The organism is Pseudosulfitobacter sp. DSM 107133 (assembly GCF_022788695.1).
Lineage (GTDB): Bacteria > Pseudomonadota > Alphaproteobacteria > Rhodobacterales > Rhodobacteraceae > Pseudosulfitobacter.
Map to the genome: position 1 here is coordinate 1,087,910 of NZ_CP085154.1, position 17,116 is coordinate 1,105,025.

The following is a 17,116-nucleotide window of genomic DNA, read 5'->3' on the forward strand; positions in this document are numbered from 1 at the left end:
GAAAGTCTGAGACAAGGCACGAAGTGCCGCCGGGCAGCGCCCGACCGCCCCATGGGCGGGCGCTTCCTCACCGTGTTTCACCTCTTCATCCCCACGCCAAAGACGAGAAATAAAGTGGCGGCCACTGACGTCGCGATGCCCACCCGCGGTCGGGCGCCGCCCTGTGTGGGTAAGTCACTTTGGACTCCAAGCCGACATTCGTCGCATAGTGCATCGAAGTCCGGTGAGCGGGACAAAGTGAGCTTTCACTGTAGTTGCGCGAAGGTCTGCAGGTTGGCTCAGCCGACGCCGCCGTCTGCCATGCCATTGCCTTTGCCGCGAGCGATTTCTTTGGCATCATAGCCGGCACCCGGAGTATGTGGCCCGTGGACTTTTGGCGGCTGATTTTTCTTGAGCTTTCGAACATGCAGAACGGTGTAGACAACGAGCATGCAGGCAACCAATGGCACAAGCAGAAAGGTTATTTGGTTAGCAGTCAAAACGATTTCCTATGCAGGATGTTAGGTCTGATCTCTTTAGCTTAGCAGACCTTCGCGCATATTGCAGTATCGGGGACTTTGGGCTCAAACCGGACCCTCGCTGCATCCTATGCGAACGTCCGCACCTCAATTGCCGGCTTTGCCGGATCAAGAGGTCGTGGGCTGTCTGTATTGCAGTTACCCCTGAATGCTGCGAGCTTCTGACATGCCGCAATGATGGAACCGCAACATGCCAGAAATCGCTACCACAGCGGCCGAAATGATCTCGGGAATGACACCGGTGTTACAGCCCGGGACGTTTGTCTTCATCACAACCCAAGACCCTGCACGTGTCGCCGCACTGTTCGCACACGCCGTTTCGACCGTCAGGGAAGCAGAGGGCATGTCGATGCTGATCCCTGTGGAATCGGCGCAGGAAACAGGGCTGAATGTGGACCATCCGATGCGCTGCATTACGCTCAACGTCTTCTCTTCGCTGCAAGGTGTCGGACTGACCGCCGCCGTTTCATCGGCGCTTGGTGAAAACGGCATCCCCTGCAACATGGTTGCCGGCTTCCATCACGATCACGTTTTTTTGCCCGCAGACATGTGCGACAGGGCGATGCGGATTTTGACAGCTTTGCAGAACACTGCGGCTGAGAACATGAAGGCCACCGGCGACTGACGCGCGTATTGGATCGCCAGGGTCATGATCCACCGGTCCCTGTGGGTCCAATTTGACAACAACAGCATCCCCCGCCCCCCGCTTTCCCAATTGCGACAGCGCCAGCAATGCCCTAATCAGGCCCAAACACCGTTCCAAGGAGGCCATGATGCGCCTGAGCCGTTATTTTCTGCCCGTTCTCAAGGAAACCCCCAGCGAGGCACAGATCGTCAGCCACCGCCTGATGCTGCGGGCGGGTATGATCAAACAAGCCAGCGCGGGCATCTATTCGTGGCTGCCGCTGGGCTTCAAGGTCCTGCGCAAGATCGAAAACATCGTGCACGAGGAACAGGCGCGCGCCGGTCACATGCCGATGCTGATGCCCACCATCCAGTCCGCCGACCTGTGGCGCGAAAGCGGGCGTTACGACGCCTACGGCGCGGAAATGCTGCGCTTCAAGGACCGGCACGACCGCGACATGCTGTTCACGCCCACCGCCGAGGAGCTGATCACCGACATCTTCCGCGCCAACGTCAGCAGCTACAAGGACCTGCCGCTGACCATGTACCAGATCCAGTGGAAATTCCGCGACGAGATCCGCCCGCGTTTCGGCGTGATGCGGGGCCGCGAATTCCTGATGAAGGACGGCTACAACTTCGACCTCACCAAAGAGGACGCGCTGCACGCCTACAACCGTCACCTGGTCTCCTACCTGCGCACCTATGAACGCATGGGCCTGCAAGCGATCCCGATGCGCGCCGACAGTGGCCCCATCGGGGGCGACGACACCCACGAATTCCTCGTGCTGGCGGAAACCGGCGAGAGCGAGGTGTTCTATGACAGCGCCGTGACAGACCTCAGCTTTGGCGACCGCGAGATCGACTATGACAGCGTTGCCGATTGCGCCGCCGTGATGGAAGAATTCACCACCAAATACGCCCGCACCGACGAAACCCACGATCCGGCCCTGTTCGAACAGGTCCCCGAGGACCGCCGCCGCGTGGCGCGTGGCATCGAAGTGGGCCAGATCTTCTATTTCGGCACCAAATATTCCGAGCCTTTGGGCGCGGTGGTGCAGGGACCGGATGGCAAACAGGTGCCGGTACACATGGGCAGCCACGGCATCGGCGTCAGCCGCCTGTTGGGCGCGATTATCGAGGCCAACCACGACGACAACGGCATCATCTGGCCCGAGGGCGTGACCCCCTTCCACGTCGGCATCGTCAACCTGCGTCAGGGCGACGAAGCCACTGACGGGGCCTGCGAAGCCCTGTACAAAGCGTTGAAGGCCAAGGGCTTGGATCCGCTCTATGACGACCGCGACGAGCGGGCAGGTGGCAAATTCGCAGCGATGGACCTGATCGGCCTGCCATGGCGCATCACCGTCGGGCCCCGCGGGCTGAAAAACGGTGTGGTCGAACTGACATCGCGCCGCAGCGGGGAAAGCGAAGAGATGACCGCCGAGGCCGCCGTCGCCCGCATCGCGGAGATTTACGCAGGCATTTAAAGGGGCACCATGCGCACGCTTCTCATCCATAGCATTGGCACCGGACCATGATCGTGCGCACCCTCACACTGGTGGCGGCCCTGACCGCAGGGGCCGCCACCTCGCAATTTCCCGAATTCTCTCAGCAATATGCGCAACGTCTGGGCGGGGCAGTCGATGCGCTGGCCGAGGTCGCGGCGGATTTCGACGCCTCCGCACAGGCCGAGGGGCTGACCCGCACCCAAGCGTTGCAGCAGATGCAAGGCACCCCCTTTATCGACCGTCGTCGCGCCGACATGATCCGCACCTTTGCCCGTTACGACAAACTGCGCGCCGATCTGGCCGCCCTCGACAGCGCCGGCCCCTTCATGCGCGCCTATAACGCCACCCGCATGACCGACCGTGACGTCGCCCGCGCCGCTTGGGCCGCCTTCCAGCCCGCCGTGCCGCTGACCTTCGCAGGGGGTATTTTCGCCGCTGCGGGCTTTGTCGCCATGCTGCTGCTGATCGGCATATTGCGGCTGCTGTCGCCCAGACGCCGGAGAAGCACGGTATAGGTCTGCTGTTGTGGCCTCAGGAGTTGTCTCTGCGACATTCTAGCGACCTGAAACTTTCCATCCGCAGCGCTGGCCGTGAAGGCCGTAATGCGGGACATTGCTGTAATCCACCAAAGCCCGGAATCAAGGTGCGTAGCACCGCCGGGCAGCGCCCGGCCGCCCCATGGGCGGGCGCTTTCTCACCGTCTTGCACCTCTTCCCCCTCACGCCAAAGCGGATAAATAAAGTGGCACAGACCAACGTTCCGCTGCCCACCCGCGGTCTGGCGCTGCCCTCTGTGGCGATGTCACTTATTCCCACAACTGTCTGCCCCCCCCCACACGCAAAACTGCGTGACCAAACCCACCTCCCACCGCACCACGGCTTGACCCCACCCGACAAACAAACCAACGTGCGCGCGACCCCGAGCAGGAGCCGTAAATGGCCAATTCCACAGCCCCCTTTGCCCCCTTTGAATGGATGATCGCCTGGCGCTACCTGCGTGCGCGGCGCGCCGAGGGCGGCGTCAGTGTCATGACATGGATCAGCCTGATCGGCATCACCCTCGCGGTGTTCGCCCTGATCGCCACGCTGGCCGTGCGCTCGGGCTTTCGCGCCGAATTTGTGGACACGATCCTGGGGGCCAACGCCCATGTGACCGTCTATAATCTGGGCGAAACCACCGCCACCGGCCAGATCGACCGCACCATCCCCGACTATACCGCAATGGCCCAACGTCTGGCCGCCGTGCCGGGTGTCATCCGCGCGGCCCCGCTGGTGCGCGGACAGGTCATGGCCAACATGCGTCAGGCCAACGCGGGCGTCGAGGTGTTCGGGATCGAACTGGCCGACCTCAAGGGCCTGCCGCGCATCGCTGACCCCACCACCAGCCTTGGCGACATCAACAACTTTGACAAGGGCATTGCGATCGGCTCGGGCGTGGCGCGCGAACTGGGCGCGACCGTGGGCGACAGGATCAAGCTGATCTCGCCCAATGGCGTCAAAACCGCCTTTGGCACCAGCCCGCGCGTGAACGCCTACGAGGTCGTCTATGTCTTTTCCGCAGGCCGCTATGACATCGACCGCACCCGGGTCTACCTGCCGCTGGCCGAAGCGCAAAGTTTCTTCAACCGCGAAGGCGTCGCCACCGAGATCGAGGTGATGGTGCAGAACCCCGATACCGTCGACCAGATGACGCAGGCCCTGCAACAGGCCGCAGGCGAACGCGCCCAGACATGGACATGGCGCGATGCTTCGGGCAGCTTCCTGCGCGCGCTTGAGGTCGAGGACAACGTGATGTTCATCATCCTGTCGATCCTCGTGTTGATTGCCGCGATGAACATCGTGTCGGGGCTGATCATGCTGGTCAAGAACAAGGGTCGCGACATCGGCATCCTGCGCACCATCGGCCTGTCCGAAGGCTCGATCCTGCGTGTGTTCTTTATCTGCGGTGCCTTCACCGGCCTGATCGGCACGGCGCTGGGCGTCATTCTTGGCTGCCTGTTCGCCCTTTATATCGACCCGATCTTTTCCTTTGTGAATGTGGTGATGGGCGGCGGCGTCTGGGATCCGTCCATTCGCGGTATCTATGCGTTGCCGGCCCAGTTGAACCTGTCGGATGTGCTCAAGGCGGTCAGCCTGTCGCTGGGCCTGTCCTTTATCGTCACCATCTTTCCGGCCCGCCGTGCGGCGCGGATGAACCCTGTCGAGGCGCTGCGTTATGAGTGATCCTGTTCTGCACCTGCAAGGGCTGCAAAAGACCTATAACGCGGGCCTGCCGGGCGAGGTGCAGGTGCTGCGCGGCATCGACCTGACGCTGAACGCAGGCGAAGTCGTGGCACTGGTGGCCCCCTCGGGGGCGGGCAAATCCACCATGCTGCACATCGCGGGGCTGCTGGACGTGCCCGACAGCGGCACTGTCAGCCTTGCAGGGCAGGACATGACCGGCCTGTCAGATCGCAAACGCACCGCCGCGCGGCGCTCTGACATCGGGTTCATCTACCAGTTCCACCACCTGCTGCCCGAGTTCTCGGCGCTGGAAAACATCGTGCTGCCGCAACTGGCCGCAGGCACCGCCCGCAAGGCCGCCGAAGCCCATGCCCGCGCGCTGCTGGACACCGTCGGCATCGCCCCGCGCGCCAACCACCGCCCCGCAGCCCTGTCGGGCGGCGAACAACAGCGCGTCGCCTTCTGCCGCGCACTGGCCAACAAACCGCGCCTGCTGCTGGCGGACGAACCCACCGGAAACCTTGACCCGGCCACCTCGGATCAGGTGTTCGGCGCGCTGATGGACCTTGTACGCGGCACCGGCCTGTCGGCGCTGATCGCCACACACAACATGGAGCTGGCCGCCCGCATGGACCGCGTCCTGCGGCTGAATGCGGGACAGCTGACGGCCTGAGGGGAGCCTGAAGCTGTCAGTTGCCAAGCAAGACCGACTTTTGTGTCACATCACTGGCCCATAGTGCGGCGCTACGTCCGAAGGACGGGGAAAGGGCCAAGCGGCCATTCGCGAAAAATGCGGTGAAGGTCAGCTTGGAGCCCGAGAGTTACCGTGCAACATAGGGCAGTGCCTGACCGCGGGTGGGCATCGGAACGCCAGTGGCCGCCACTTTATTTCTAATCTTTGGTGTGCGGCAGAAGAAGCGCAATACGGTGAGAAAGCGCCCGCCCATGGGGCGGTCGGGCGCTGCCCGGCGGTGCTACGCACCTTGATTCCGGGCTTTGGTGGGCGGCAGCAAAGTCCCGCTCTTCCGACATTCACCCAGACCGTGCCCAGGGTCCGGTCCGGGTCAGACCTGCTTGGCATTGGGGTCGGTTTTGGTTGGTACGGATCGCTGGGAAGTTTCGGAAAATCCGTCACATCGAGCCGGACTTGCACGGCATTCGACAAAAGCACCTCTTAGGGTCCAGACCCTAACCCTCCAGGATGGTTGCGGCACGTTGGATCGCGGCCCGAATGCGTGTGTAGGTGGCGCACCGACAGGCATTGCCGCCCATGACCGTGCCAATAAGTTCATCTGTCGGGGACGCGTCGAGCGCCAACAGGTCATTCGCCTGCATGATCTGACCGGATTGGCAAAACCCGCATTGGGCGATGCCTCAGCCGTACTTTGTGCCGGTCAGCTTCAATTCATCGCGGATAACCACAAAAGCGGAGTTTCCGGGTCTGCGGTAATGCTGTGCGTTTGACCATTCAGGTTCAGTGATATTGCCATGGGGCGGCCTGCGATCTTCTATCCTGTTGCCGCGAATTCATTTGCTTGGATCACCCGATGCCCACGCAACCCCGTCGCCCCTGTCCATCGCTGCCATTTGCGTCATATCCGGGTCGTCGATCGCAAAGGAAAACAGATCGATATTCTGGCGCATCCGGTCGGGGTTCAGGCTCTTGGGCAGCACCGCATAGCCGTTCTGCACCCCCCACCGAAGCAGCAACTGAGCTTCGGTCACGCCGTACTTCTTCGCCATTTCGGCAAAGACACTGCCGTCGGCTTTCATCTCGTCGGTTTTCGCACTGTCCTGTCCCGGCTCTGTCCGCCAGGTCGAAAGTGGCACAAGACTGCTGTAGGCAATCGGTGCGATGCCGTTCGCGGCCATATAGGCCAGAAGTTCAGGCTTCTGAGACCAGGGATGAAGCTCGATCTGATTGACGTCAGGCATGGGAAGACCTGTCGATCTGATCTCTTCCAGATGATCTATGTTAAAGTTGCTCACCCCGACCGACCGCGCCCTTCCGCTTTTCTGCAACTCAAGTAACGCCCGCCACTGTTCCAGCCGCATGTCGCCGCCATATGGGGCATGGATCAGGTAGAGATCGACATAGTCCAGACCCAGCCTTTCGAGGCTTGCCGCGCATTCCGCTATGGTTTGCGCGCCTGTCTTGGGTGCATCGCCCCATGCCGGATTGCCGGGCCACAACTTGGTGGTCACAAACAGCGCGTCTCTTGGGATTCCAGCCTTGGCCAGGCCCAGACGGATGCCTTCGCCGACTGCGGTTTCGTTCTGGTAGCCCGAGGCCGCATCAATGTGCCGGTAGCCGTTGGCAATGGCGGCACAGACGGCCGCTGGAGCATCGTCATTTGAGATGAGGTAGGTTCCGAAACCGACAGCGGGGATCGCTGTGGTGGCGTTCAGGGGAAAGGACGGTTGGATTGCTGACATGCGACTTCTCTGATCAATGGTTTGCTGAAATCAAGCTAGGGTGTTGGGCGATCGCCGTCCTGCCTATTCTTCCATTAAACGTATCAATTCCTCCAAATGGAAAGTTTTTTGCGTGATTTCATGGATTGACTTTGATAAGCCGGAACCCAAGGAGATCTCCATGTCACTTGACTACCTACAAAGCCTGGCAGAGCGCATTTTTACCAAAGGTGTTGATAAATCAGAGGGTAGCTTGCCTTCCCTTCATGTTTTTCGCCGGGAAAAGACGAGCAATTTCGAAGTTATGGTCTACAACCCTGTGATTTGTCTGATCCTACAGGGAGGCAAAGAAATTCACATAGGCTCGCAATCCGTAACTCTTGCGCGCGGAGACGCTTTGTTGGTCAGTCACGACTTACCTGTCACATCGACGATCACCGAAGCGAGCCCGGATATGCCCTATCTCGCGCTTATCCTTTCGCTGGATCTTGGCATTATTCGCGGACTTTATGAACAGGTGGGTGAAGCGGTGAAAGATGTCACGGATGCCCGGTCTCTTTGTGCCGGTGTCGCGGATCCGATTTGGCTTGAGCCCCTGGCGCGATATCTGAGGCTGGTGAACAATCCGCTGGAAGCGCAGGTTCTTGGGCCGTTGATCTTGAAGGAAATCCACTTTCAACTGTTGATGTCCCCCATAGGCGGTATGCTCAGAAACCTGCTTTCCGTGGACAGCCACGCCAGCCGGATTGCCAAAGCCATCCGGCGTATCAGGACAGATTTTCGTGATCCGCTGATCGTGGCGGACCTCGCCCAACTGGTTAGTATGAGCCAGTCCTCTTTTCACGAACACTTCAAATCGGTGACCGGCACCACCCCTTTGCAATACCAAAAAGATCTACGGATGATAGAAGCGCGGCGCCTTTTGGAGGGCGGCGCGGGCTCCGTTTCCGCCGCAGGTTTTGAAGTTGGCTACGAAAGCCCCACGCATTTCAGCCGCGACTACTCCCGCAAATTCGGTTGCTCACCAAAGCATCACCTCACGCAAGCTTATGCGCGCTCCCTGTAAAGGATAATCACATGACCGCAGAGTTTCTGTTTATAACCTTCACCCTGTTTCTGGCAGGGATGGTCGCCGTTCCGCTGGCCTCGCGCTTCGGGCTTGGGTCGGTGCTGGGGTATCTGATCGCCGGTATCGCGATCGGGCCAGTGTTGCACTGGGCAGGCGTCGACGTGATTGGGTTGCAGCATTTCACCGAATTTGGTGTCGTGATGATGCTGTTCCTGATCGGGTTGGAGATGCAACCTAAAGTCCTGTGGGCCATGCGGGCGCGAATCTTTGTGATGGGTTGGCTACAGGTCGGTGTGACAACAATTGGTGTGATGGCGGTGGCGATGCTCCTTGGGCAGCCGTGGACGGTGTCGCTGGCCATTGGTCTGATCTTTGCGCTGTCCTTGACCGCGATTGTGACGCAAACGCTGAATGAAAAGGGCCTGATGCGCAGCGACGGCGGACAGGCCAGTTTCTCAGTCCTGTTGTTTCAGGATATTGCCGTGATCCCCATGCTGGCTCTGATCCCGCTCTTGGCGCTGCCCGAACTGACCGGGGCCTTGCATCACGGCGATGATCACGGTGGCGGACATGGTGAGGCGGGGCTGACTCTGAGCCTTGTTGAAGGCTTGTCAGGCTGGCAAACCGCTTTGGTGACGCTGGCAGCCGTGGGGTTGGTCATTGTCGCCGGCCGCTATCTGACGGGGCCGGTGTTTCGCTATGTTGCGGCTGCGCGAGTTGTTCGTCAGCACAGCGCTGATGATGGTGGTTGGCATCGCTCTGTTGATGACCATGGTGGGGCTGTCGCCCGCGTTGGGGACATTCCTGGCCGGTGTCGTGATGGCCAACAGCGAATACCGGCACGAACTGGAAAGCGATATTGCGCCATTCAAGGGCATTTTCCTTGGTGTGTTCTTTATTACGGTGGGGGCCAGCATTGATTTCGCCCTGTTCGGCGAAAACCTCGCGTTGATTGTCGGGCTAACCCTTGGCCTGATCGTGTTAAAGGCAGGCGTCCTGTTTGCGCTTGGGCATGTCTTCAAACTCAGGGGCGGAGACAAGTGGCTTTTCGCGCTTGGCCTTGCCCAGGCAGGCGAGTTCGGCTTTGTACTGGTGTCGTTCACTGTAGCCAACGCTGTGGTCCCCGCCCCGGTTGCTGATCTTCTTTTGCTGGTCGTTGCACTGTCCATGCTGCTCACACCGGCTTTGTTTATCTGCTACGACAAGCTCATCGCGCCGCGTTACTCTCGTCAACAGGCGCAGGATGCAGATGAGATTAAATCCGATGCCAATATCATTATCGCCGGACACGGTCGTTTTGGTGGTATCGTGAACCGTGCGTTGCAAGCAGCCGACTATGAGACCACGGTGATCGACTACAGCAACGAACAACTGGCCATGTTGCGCAGGTTCGGTCTTAGCGCCTTTTTCGGTGATGCCACACGCCCCGACCTGTTGCACGCCGCCGGCATCGACGAGGCCAAGGTTTTGGTGATCGCCATAGACAACAAGGACGCCGCAACAGAACTCGCGCGCTACATGCGCGAACACCATCCGAACGTACATGTTGTTGCCCGCGCGATTGACCGCTGGCATGTCTATGATCTTTGGGCCGCCGGATGCCGCGATATCATTCGGGAAACCTATGACAGTTCAATCAGGGCTGCGCGCTCCGCTTTCGAGGCGCTCGGGCTCGACCACGAGATCGCAGAGCGTTTGACCCTGGTATTTGAAGAGTTCGACCGCCACACGATGGTGGAAACGGCAGAGGCATTTATTCAAAGCGAAGATCCACATAGCGACGAGAGTGCATATTCCCAACTGATCCGTGAGAATCTGGAGCAATGGGAGGCTGAACTGCGGGAAAGAATGCGAGATGCGCGTGGAGCTGGGTAAACGGCTGTTATGTTCGTTTAGCGGTAGTTGGTTCCGCGGATACGAAGGGCAGCAACGTCCACTCACCGGACTTCGATGCACTATGCGACGAATGTCGGCTTGGAGCCCATAGTCACCGATGCTGCGGTCTGCGTGAATGTCAGCGATGCGCAAGAAAGCAGACTCTGCAAAGTTTGATCTTGCCTGACAGACAGAGAAAATTTGTCCCCTTTGACGGTATCGCGAACATTGCCCGGGGCATTGGTATGATCATTTGGGCTTTGGTTTTCGCCAATAGTTGGTTCTATTCAACAGGACTGTCGATCCAGCAAATTCCCAAGATCGCGTTTCCCAAGATATGTTGTTGCCATCAAGCTTTATTTTCGCCGATTCTAATAGGCGATTGTAAACAGTGCGAGAGATGTAGGTATCGTAACCGTTTTCGCGAATGTCACTGAATTTTGCTGCGAGATTTGGCACTGCACCGATGGAAATTAGGTCATTATCCCCCCGAGCTCCGGCGCGAACAATAAAAACAGTCCCATATGCAACACCCGTGGCGTGTCTTATTTTAAACGGCGCATTGCGAACAGACTCGTACTTCGCCTCGAACTTTGGGCGGAGAACTTCGTTGACCATCCAAGATATTGAGAAAGCACACCTTGTTGCAGTTGTTGCCGGAGATTCACCCATAAAAGCCGCCATGACTCTGTCGCCGTCAAAGCTCATTACTTTGCCGTTGTGATAGCGGATTATCCTCACGCTAGAGGCAAGAAACGACTTCAAAATTTTTGCGGTGACCCGACGGTCAAAATTTTGCGCCATCTTGGATGAATTTGCCATGTCCGCAAACAGATAAGCTGCGTCCAACTCAACCGCACCACCATTAAGCGCGATTGTCTCGGTGCTGGGAACCACAGTCCCTTTCCGAGTGTTCCAAGTGGCGTTTTTGATAGTTTCGATGTCATTTTCGACTAAGTCGTTGATGTCCATTGTGTCGGTTACTCAATAAATGTTCATTACGGCAAAAGCCCAAGGGGCAAATGCAATCATCAAAAAAGCCATTGAGCGGCCAATCCATGTATATTTTTGGTTCGCAATCCGCGCGTTCACGTGAATTTGCGAAGCGAGGTCAGCGAAATAATCTTCTTCAGATAAGGATTTCAACTGTTGCTGATACTCGTCGGCCGAGAAAGTTGCGATCGGCCCGAAGAAGATCAAAGATCGGGCCGGTCCGCTTGTTCGTGGGAACATTGCAAAGGTGCAAAAAGCTATCGATGCGGCGAGGAAAACGAGGCAGAACCAAGCCGCTACTTGAACGCCATTGGTTGCCTTTTCTAGCTCAGAATACTTTATCGCAACAGAAGCAAAAAGTGCTGACCCGAGCGGCACAATAAGCTGTATACGGCTTTCTGCCGCTCTCACCCACTCCAATTGCCTATCGAGAAGCTTTTCCAGTTCAGAAATGGTTAAATAATCCAAAGAAATACCTCTAAGTTTCTTTCAAGATATTAGCTCAATTCTTACCGTGCAAGCTAGGGTGTTCGTAGAGCTACGTTGTCGAAATGTTACTCGATTGCGGCCAGTGGCATAAGCTCCTTCAACGGCAGCTTCGTCCCGCTCTGCCGACATTCACCCAGACCGTGGCCAAGGTCCGGTCCGGGTCCAGACCCTAAAAAACCTTCAAACCAAGATGCCCCAGCAGCTCGCCCGCCTGATGCTTGGAAATGATCGCGCCCTTGAACAGCCGGGCATCGGTCAGCCTTACGCCGCCCAGATCCGCGCCCCGCAAATCCGCACCCTCGAACCGGCACGCGGGCAGGTGCGCATCCCGCAACGAACAATTCTCGAATACAGCGTCCCGGAAATCGCAGGACCGCAGGTCGGCATCGGTAAAATCCACCTCCCGCAGCGTCGCCTTGCGAAAGGACATGCGCGGAAGAACCGCAAGAACCAGCAGAACGCCCTCGATGGAAACGCCCAGCGTTCTTGCATCGGTGAAATCAGACCCGGTCATCTTGCAGTTCAGAATTCTGGTCTCATTCAGCGTCGCCGCCCGAAAGCTGGTGTTGCTGAAGTCGCCGCCTTCAATGGTGGCCTCTTGCAGATTGGCCCCGACAAAACTGGCCCCCGCCGCGCGACAATTGGCAAGCCGCGCCGCGTCAAGCCGCGCGCTGTGAAACGAGGTGCGCGCCAGCTTGCAGCCCGTGAAATGCCAGCCCGACAGGTCAAGATCAGACAGATCCTGCCCGCTTAGATCGCAGTTTTCAAGAATCGCGCCGTCGCCTGCCACAAGGATCTTTTCCAGATCGGAACGGCTGGGGGACTGGTCGGCAAGCGTGCGGGTGTCATCCATCCCGGATACCTCGCAAAAGCCTGCGGGATAAGCAAGAAAAGTGTCGGGGCTGGGTCCAGAGCTAACCGTATCGCGTTTCAGGCACCCCAATCCAAAAGGATGGGTTCAGGCGGCTCCTTCCAGCGTTCCACTGTCCACCCGCGACCTTCAGCCATCCCCTTGAATATGGAAACGCGTTGTTTCCGTGGATCGGCTGGCGCTTCACGCGGCGGCATGGGCTATGCTATCCTTGTCGCACGGGTGCAGCGCGCCCCGCGACAGCACGACGGGCAGACATGGAAAAGGGCGGCATGAAAGATCATCTGTCACACGACAGCCTCGACGCGGATGTGCTGGCCAGACTCGCCAGGAGCGGCAGCGCGCCCGATGCCAACAACCGCACCACCATCAGCGGGTTCGATCCCGCCGAAGACGTGCTGCTGATCGCCGTCCCTGCGGGGCAGGATGCGGCGATCACCGGCCAGAAACGCACCCGCGCCGGGCTGGTTGTCACGTTCTCGACGGGGGCATCCGTATTGCTCGAAGGGCTGGACACGCCGGTTGATGAAGCGGCGGTGACCTTTGTGGAGGAAGAGGAGGAGACGCCGGACTCAGATCCTGACAGCACGACGGCCAGCGCGCCCGATACGGCCCCCGAGACCAGGCCCGAAACAGCGGCAGACACCAGCGGCGTCCTTTATTACGGCAGCTACACCACGCGGGACGGCCAGCCCCGCAGCTATATGGGCACGCGGGATATCCCCGCCGACCCACCGGCCGGCGCCCCCGTTACCGGCAACGTGACCTTGCACGGCTTCACCCCCGGCACCGATTGCATCGCCATCGTCTCCGACACGCCCGAAGCGCTGTCCATGCGCAGGCAAAAGATCACCGCACAGGGTCTGCGCATCACCCTGTCCAACGGAGTCACCCTGACATTGCCGGGGGTGGATACCCCCGTTGAACAGGCCGATATCGTCTTTGTCGCCACAGGCACAGCCTTGCCTGAATAGGTTATGTTGCATCTTGACGCTTGACCGTTTCGCAAAATTTCGCCTGACTGTCTGAACCATCCCACTCACGGATGGACAGGACAGGACGCAGCAAATGGCCACAGTTTCCCTGGACCAGCTTGAACGTACCGCCCAGGCGGCCCTGATACGTCACGGTGCCGCGCCCTTTGCCGGTGCCGAAATGGCCCGCGCCCTGTGCCGTGCCCAGGCCACGGGCGACCATGTCGGCGGGCTGGCGCAACTGCCGGTTTTATGTGACGAACTGGATGCAGGGCGCGTGCTGGGCGATGTCACACCTGTTGTCAGCACCCTGCGCCCGGCTGTGGTGCATGTCGATGCGCAGATGGGCTTTGCCCCGCCGGCCTTTGCCTACGGGCTGGCGCCGGCGCTGGACGCGGCGCGCCGTCACGGCGTGGCAACGCTGGCCGTGGGGCAGGTGTTTGGCGGCATCACGCTGGGCTATTTCACCGAACAGATCGCACTGGCCGGTTTTATCGCCATCGGCGCGACCCACTGGCCCGACGGCAGCCGGGCCGCCGCCCTGTCCGTGCCCGACGGACGAGGCGGTCTGGCCATGCATGTCGATCCGGCGATTATGGGGCAGGGCACAGCACAGGACAATGACATGGGTCGGCAACTGTGCCTGATGGCCGACCTGCTGGCCGCAAATACCAATGGCGAACTGTCGCCTCCCGATACCTCGCCACAGGCGCGCGGCCAGTATTACATCATCATCGACCCCACAGGCACGGCCGGCTTCGCCAGCCGCCTTGCCGCCCTCAGCTCCACCGAATCGCTGCCACAGTCCTTGCCCGCCACCCAGGACAGCCTGGAGTTGCCCGACACGCTGTGGGCACAGGTGCAGGATCTGGCCGCAAAAGCCCTGGCCTAGGGTCTGGACCCTAGGGGACCCTAAGGCGGACTTCGGCCCTGTTCCCGCGCAGGGGCAAAGATCCCCCTCACACACTCATCGCCAGCACCCGGCTGATATGGGTCAGCCCGCGCCCCGACTGGTCCATCCAGGTATCAAAGGCCCCCTGCACCGCCCGCATCGCCCCCTTCGAGGTCGGGGCCTTGTCCACCACCCCCTCGGCCACCAGCCGCGCCACCACGTCGCGCGACAGAACAAAGCTGTCGCGCCCCATGAAGCGCATGGCATATTGCCCCGTCATGCCCCCCAGCCGCGCCCCGCGCGTCTTGAGCATCTCCAGCAACCCGATGTAATCGCTGGACGGCCAGCCGCCCAGCACCGCACCCACGCCGCCCTCGGCGCGCAACTCCAGCAGGAACACCGCATTCTCGCGCACCGTGGCCAGCTTGGGCCCGTTGCGCACCACACCCTTGTCCGCCATCAGCCGGTCAAACCAGTCGTCGTCCATCATCGCACAGGCGCCCACGTCAAAGCCCTTGAAGGCCGCCTCGAAGCCGTCCCACTTGGCCTCGATGACCTTCCAGTTGAACCCGGCCTGAAACACACAGCGCGTCATCTGCGACAGCCAGCGGTCCTCGGGGATCGCGGCCAATGCGTCCGCAGACAACGGCCCGCTGCCCAGCAACTCCTCCAGCGCCGCAGCGCCGCCCTTGCGCTCGGCGGCAATGTCGAAAATCTCCTGAAAATCCCGCATCAGTCGCAAATCCCTTTCAGCTCGACCCCGTCCCAGGGCATCCGCACATCACTTTGCCGCCGTTCGGGCAACGGAGCCACCGGCATCACCTGCGCGATCAGCGCATGCAGCCGCTGCGTGCGCGGCGCGGTGGGGGCCAGTGCGCGACAACAGACGAATTCCTCGACAATCGACCCCTGTTGTTCATAGCCGTAGTCGCCAAACTTCGGATTGCGCTCCAGATCGAACAGATAGGGATCGGCCCCGCGCTCATGCTCCGACGCGGCTTTTAGCGGCGAATAGCCCGTGGTCTTGCGGTTCTGCCATTGCCACACATGGGTCAGCTCGTGGCTCAGCAGCATCGCGGCGATCAGCCCGATCTTGTCGGGGTAATCGGGCAGGTAATCGTCCAGATACCAATCCTCGTCGAACAGCACATGGTTGAACAGGGTGACAGCCGCAGGCTTGGCCGTGACCATCGCCGTGGTCGGCGGCGGCAGGATACGCTCGCGACAGGTGGTGCGGGGCCGCGCCTTGCGCTGGAAGGTGACCGACCGCGTCGGGGCGCCGTCCACCAGCCGCACTTTGGACGTGTCCAGACCGGTGCCGTGAATGGTGTTCGAAAACGCCACCTCGGCCGGTGTCATTGGCCGCCCGCAGGCGCACAGCAGCAACAAAAGGGCGATCATCGGGCGTATCAGCATAGACCCAACTAAGGCGGCAATCGCCGCCTCAGGCAAGGGGGTAAACCGCCCGCTGCCTTACTTTTTCTTGACGAACTGGGTCAGGATCACGATTCGCTGCCCCTCGACACGGCCCTCGATATGTTCGGGGTTGTCCATGACCAGCGAAATGCCACGCACCGGCGTGCCGCGCTTGGCGGTGAAATTCGCGCCCTTCACCGGCAGGTCCTTGATCAGCACCACATTGTCCCCCACGGCCAGCGGCACGCCGTTGGCATCGCGGTGGCCGGTGTCGGCAGGCACATCCTGCGCCCAGGCCAGCGTGTCCTCGTCCAGATACAGCATGTCCAGCGCGTCGCGCGCCCAGTCGGTGTCCAGCTTTTTCAGGATGCGATAGGCCAGCACCTGCACGGCGGGGTCTTCCGACCACATGGTCGAGGACAGCGCGCGGAAATGATCGGCCTGCGGCGCGTCCAGCTGTTCGGCACAGGTGGCGCAGATGGCAACGCTGCCCTTGGGGCCGCCGGATACGGGGGTGTCGATCAGCGGGGCGTCGGTGTCACACAGGGGGCAGGGCATGGCGGTCTCCTCTTTGTCCCTGCTCTGCCATGGTTTGCCGCGCAAGGACAGGGAATTAGCCGCCCCTGGCGCAAAAAGATGATCCATCAAGCATCTGTGGTGTCCCTGTCAGCCCGCAGGCTTCGCGAAAGTGGCCGTGGCCAGCGCAATGTCCTTGCCCGAGGGATGCGCGGTCAACGTGCAGCGGGTGAATATGGTGCCCTTGCCCGCCCGCGTGACCTCGGCCCGCGCGGTGATGCTGTCGCCGCTGCCGGGGCGCAGGAATTGCGTGTCCAGCGTGACGGTCGACACCGGTATCATCTGGCCCGCATGCCCCATGCACGCCAGCACCATCGCCGTATCCGCCAGCGTCGCCATGACCTGCCCCGAGACGATCCCGCCCGCCCGCGCAATGTCAGCGGTGATGGGGATGTTCAGCGTGCAATGCGCCGCATCAATCGAGGCCACACGCGGCTGCAAGGCCAGCACCCAGGGGGCGAACATGGTATCAAGGATGTCTTGGGCGGCGGTGGGGGTCATGGGCGGTGTCCTGTGGTGGGGTTTCGGGGCAGCTTACACAAGGATTGCCCGAAGAGAACCACACAAGCGCCTCAGCGCAGCCCGCTGGGCTGCGCGTAAACCGGCAGCATGATGCGCAGCATCGTGCGAGAGGTCGACCGCGAATTGCAACCTATGTGTATCGCACCAGCGGA

Annotated in this window: 18 protein-coding genes and 2 pseudogenes; 10 read left to right on the forward strand and 10 right to left on the reverse strand. The window is 60.3% G+C overall.

Going from position 1 to position 17,116, the window contains the following annotated elements; genetic code table 11:
* Window positions 1-278: 278 nt before the first annotated feature.
* Window positions 279-479, reverse strand: coding sequence for a hypothetical protein (locus tag DSM107133_RS05405; RefSeq protein WP_243253585.1), 201 nt, complete (start codon window positions 477-479; stop codon window positions 279-281).
* Between the two features lie 229 nt (window positions 480-708).
* On the opposite strand from DSM107133_RS05405, the gene DSM107133_RS05410 reads away from it, so the two are divergent.
* From DSM107133_RS05410 to DSM107133_RS05430, 5 genes are all read left to right on the forward strand, one after another.
* Window positions 709-1,143, forward strand: a complete 435-nt coding sequence (locus DSM107133_RS05410; RefSeq protein WP_114293302.1) for an ACT domain-containing protein — start codon at window positions 709-711, stop codon at window positions 1,141-1,143.
* A 148-nt stretch (window positions 1,144-1,291) separates the two neighbouring features.
* Window positions 1,292-2,629, forward strand: a complete 1,338-nt coding sequence (proS, locus tag DSM107133_RS05415) for a proline--tRNA ligase (protein ID WP_114293301.1) — start codon at window positions 1,292-1,294, stop codon at window positions 2,627-2,629.
* A gap of 47 nt (window positions 2,630-2,676) precedes the next feature.
* Window positions 2,677-3,165: a DUF2937 family protein gene (locus DSM107133_RS05420; protein WP_114293300.1), complete on the forward strand. Its 489-nt coding sequence runs from the start codon at window positions 2,677-2,679 to the stop codon at window positions 3,163-3,165.
* Between the two features lie 420 nt (window positions 3,166-3,585).
* The gene (locus DSM107133_RS05425) at window positions 3,586-4,872 is read left to right on the forward strand and encodes a lipoprotein-releasing ABC transporter permease subunit (RefSeq protein WP_114293299.1); all 1,287 of its coding nucleotides are present in this window, start codon (window positions 3,586-3,588) and stop codon (window positions 4,870-4,872) included.
* A complete protein-coding gene (locus DSM107133_RS05430) occupies window positions 4,865-5,545 on the forward strand; it encodes an ABC transporter ATP-binding protein (protein ID WP_114293298.1) in 681 nt (226 codons plus the stop codon). Before DSM107133_RS05425 ends, DSM107133_RS05430 begins: the two co-directional genes overlap by 8 nt.
* 515 nt (window positions 5,546-6,060) lie before the next feature.
* On the opposite strand, the pseudogene DSM107133_RS05435 reads toward DSM107133_RS05430, so the two are convergent.
* Both DSM107133_RS05435 and DSM107133_RS05440 read right to left on the reverse strand, forming a co-directional pair.
* Window positions 6,061-6,362, reverse strand: a pseudogene (locus DSM107133_RS05435) (2Fe-2S iron-sulfur cluster-binding protein).
* Between the two features lie 37 nt (window positions 6,363-6,399).
* Window positions 6,400-7,308 carry an aldo/keto reductase gene (locus DSM107133_RS05440; RefSeq protein ID WP_114293297.1) on the reverse strand — a complete coding sequence of 303 codons (909 nt, stop codon included), beginning with the start codon at window positions 7,306-7,308 and terminating at the stop codon, window positions 6,400-6,402.
* A 160-nt stretch (window positions 7,309-7,468) separates the two neighbouring features.
* On the opposite strand from DSM107133_RS05440, the gene DSM107133_RS05445 reads away from it, so the two are divergent.
* From DSM107133_RS05445 to DSM107133_RS25045, 3 genes and pseudogenes are all read left to right on the forward strand, one after another.
* Window positions 7,469-8,353, forward strand: coding sequence for an AraC family transcriptional regulator (locus DSM107133_RS05445; RefSeq protein WP_114293296.1), 885 nt, complete (start codon window positions 7,469-7,471; stop codon window positions 8,351-8,353).
* A 59-nt stretch (window positions 8,354-8,412) separates the two neighbouring features.
* Window positions 8,413-9,000, forward strand: a pseudogene (locus tag DSM107133_RS25040) (cation:proton antiporter); the annotation flags it as partial.
* A gap of 121 nt (window positions 9,001-9,121) precedes the next feature.
* Window positions 9,122-10,231 carry an NAD-binding protein gene (locus DSM107133_RS25045; protein ID WP_347568684.1) on the forward strand — a complete coding sequence of 370 codons (1,110 nt, stop codon included), beginning with the start codon at window positions 9,122-9,124 and terminating at the stop codon, window positions 10,229-10,231.
* A gap of 249 nt (window positions 10,232-10,480) precedes the next feature.
* Here the strand turns inward: DSM107133_RS25045 and DSM107133_RS05455 are convergent, their stop codons facing one another.
* The 3 genes from DSM107133_RS05455 to DSM107133_RS05465 all read right to left on the reverse strand — a co-directional run bounded on the left by DSM107133_RS05455 (window position 10,481) and on the right by DSM107133_RS05465 (window position 12,566).
* On the reverse strand, window positions 10,481-11,203 hold the full coding sequence (locus DSM107133_RS05455; protein WP_114293295.1) for an adenylate/guanylate cyclase domain-containing protein: 723 nt from the start codon (window positions 11,201-11,203) through the stop codon (window positions 10,481-10,483).
* A 12-nt stretch (window positions 11,204-11,215) separates the two neighbouring features.
* A complete protein-coding gene (locus DSM107133_RS05460) occupies window positions 11,216-11,692 on the reverse strand; it encodes a Pycsar system effector family protein (protein ID WP_114293294.1) in 477 nt (158 codons plus the stop codon).
* A gap of 190 nt (window positions 11,693-11,882) precedes the next feature.
* The gene (locus DSM107133_RS05465; RefSeq protein ID WP_114293293.1) at window positions 11,883-12,566 is read right to left on the reverse strand and encodes a pentapeptide repeat-containing protein; all 684 of its coding nucleotides are present in this window, start codon (window positions 12,564-12,566) and stop codon (window positions 11,883-11,885) included.
* Between the two features lie 290 nt (window positions 12,567-12,856).
* On the opposite strand from DSM107133_RS05465, the gene DSM107133_RS05470 reads away from it, so the two are divergent.
* Together DSM107133_RS05470 and DSM107133_RS05475 are read left to right on the forward strand one after the other, a co-directional pair.
* Window positions 12,857-13,558 (forward strand): hypothetical protein, encoded by a 702-nt coding sequence (locus DSM107133_RS05470; protein WP_162792010.1) that lies wholly within the window; start codon window positions 12,857-12,859, stop codon window positions 13,556-13,558.
* 94 nt (window positions 13,559-13,652) lie between these two features.
* Window positions 13,653-14,450, forward strand: coding sequence for an Ldh family oxidoreductase (locus DSM107133_RS05475; protein WP_114293291.1), 798 nt, complete (start codon window positions 13,653-13,655; stop codon window positions 14,448-14,450).
* Between the two features lie 67 nt (window positions 14,451-14,517).
* Here DSM107133_RS05475 and DSM107133_RS05480 read toward each other — a convergent pair whose 3' ends face one another.
* From DSM107133_RS05480 to DSM107133_RS05495, 4 genes are all read right to left on the reverse strand, one after another.
* Window positions 14,518-15,183 carry a DNA-3-methyladenine glycosylase I gene (locus tag DSM107133_RS05480; protein ID WP_114293290.1) on the reverse strand — a complete coding sequence of 222 codons (666 nt, stop codon included), beginning with the start codon at window positions 15,181-15,183 and terminating at the stop codon, window positions 14,518-14,520.
* Window positions 15,183-15,866, reverse strand: coding sequence for a hypothetical protein (locus DSM107133_RS05485; RefSeq protein ID WP_114293289.1), 684 nt, complete (start codon window positions 15,864-15,866; stop codon window positions 15,183-15,185). Before DSM107133_RS05485 ends, DSM107133_RS05480 begins: the two co-directional genes overlap by 1 nt.
* 57 nt (window positions 15,867-15,923) lie before the next feature.
* The gene (locus DSM107133_RS05490) at window positions 15,924-16,424 is read right to left on the reverse strand and encodes an alkylphosphonate utilization protein (RefSeq protein ID WP_114293288.1); all 501 of its coding nucleotides are present in this window, start codon (window positions 16,422-16,424) and stop codon (window positions 15,924-15,926) included.
* Between the two features lie 108 nt (window positions 16,425-16,532).
* Window positions 16,533-16,943 (reverse strand): PaaI family thioesterase, encoded by a 411-nt coding sequence (locus DSM107133_RS05495; protein ID WP_114293287.1) that lies wholly within the window; start codon window positions 16,941-16,943, stop codon window positions 16,533-16,535.
* Window positions 16,944-17,116 lie beyond the last annotated feature (173 nt).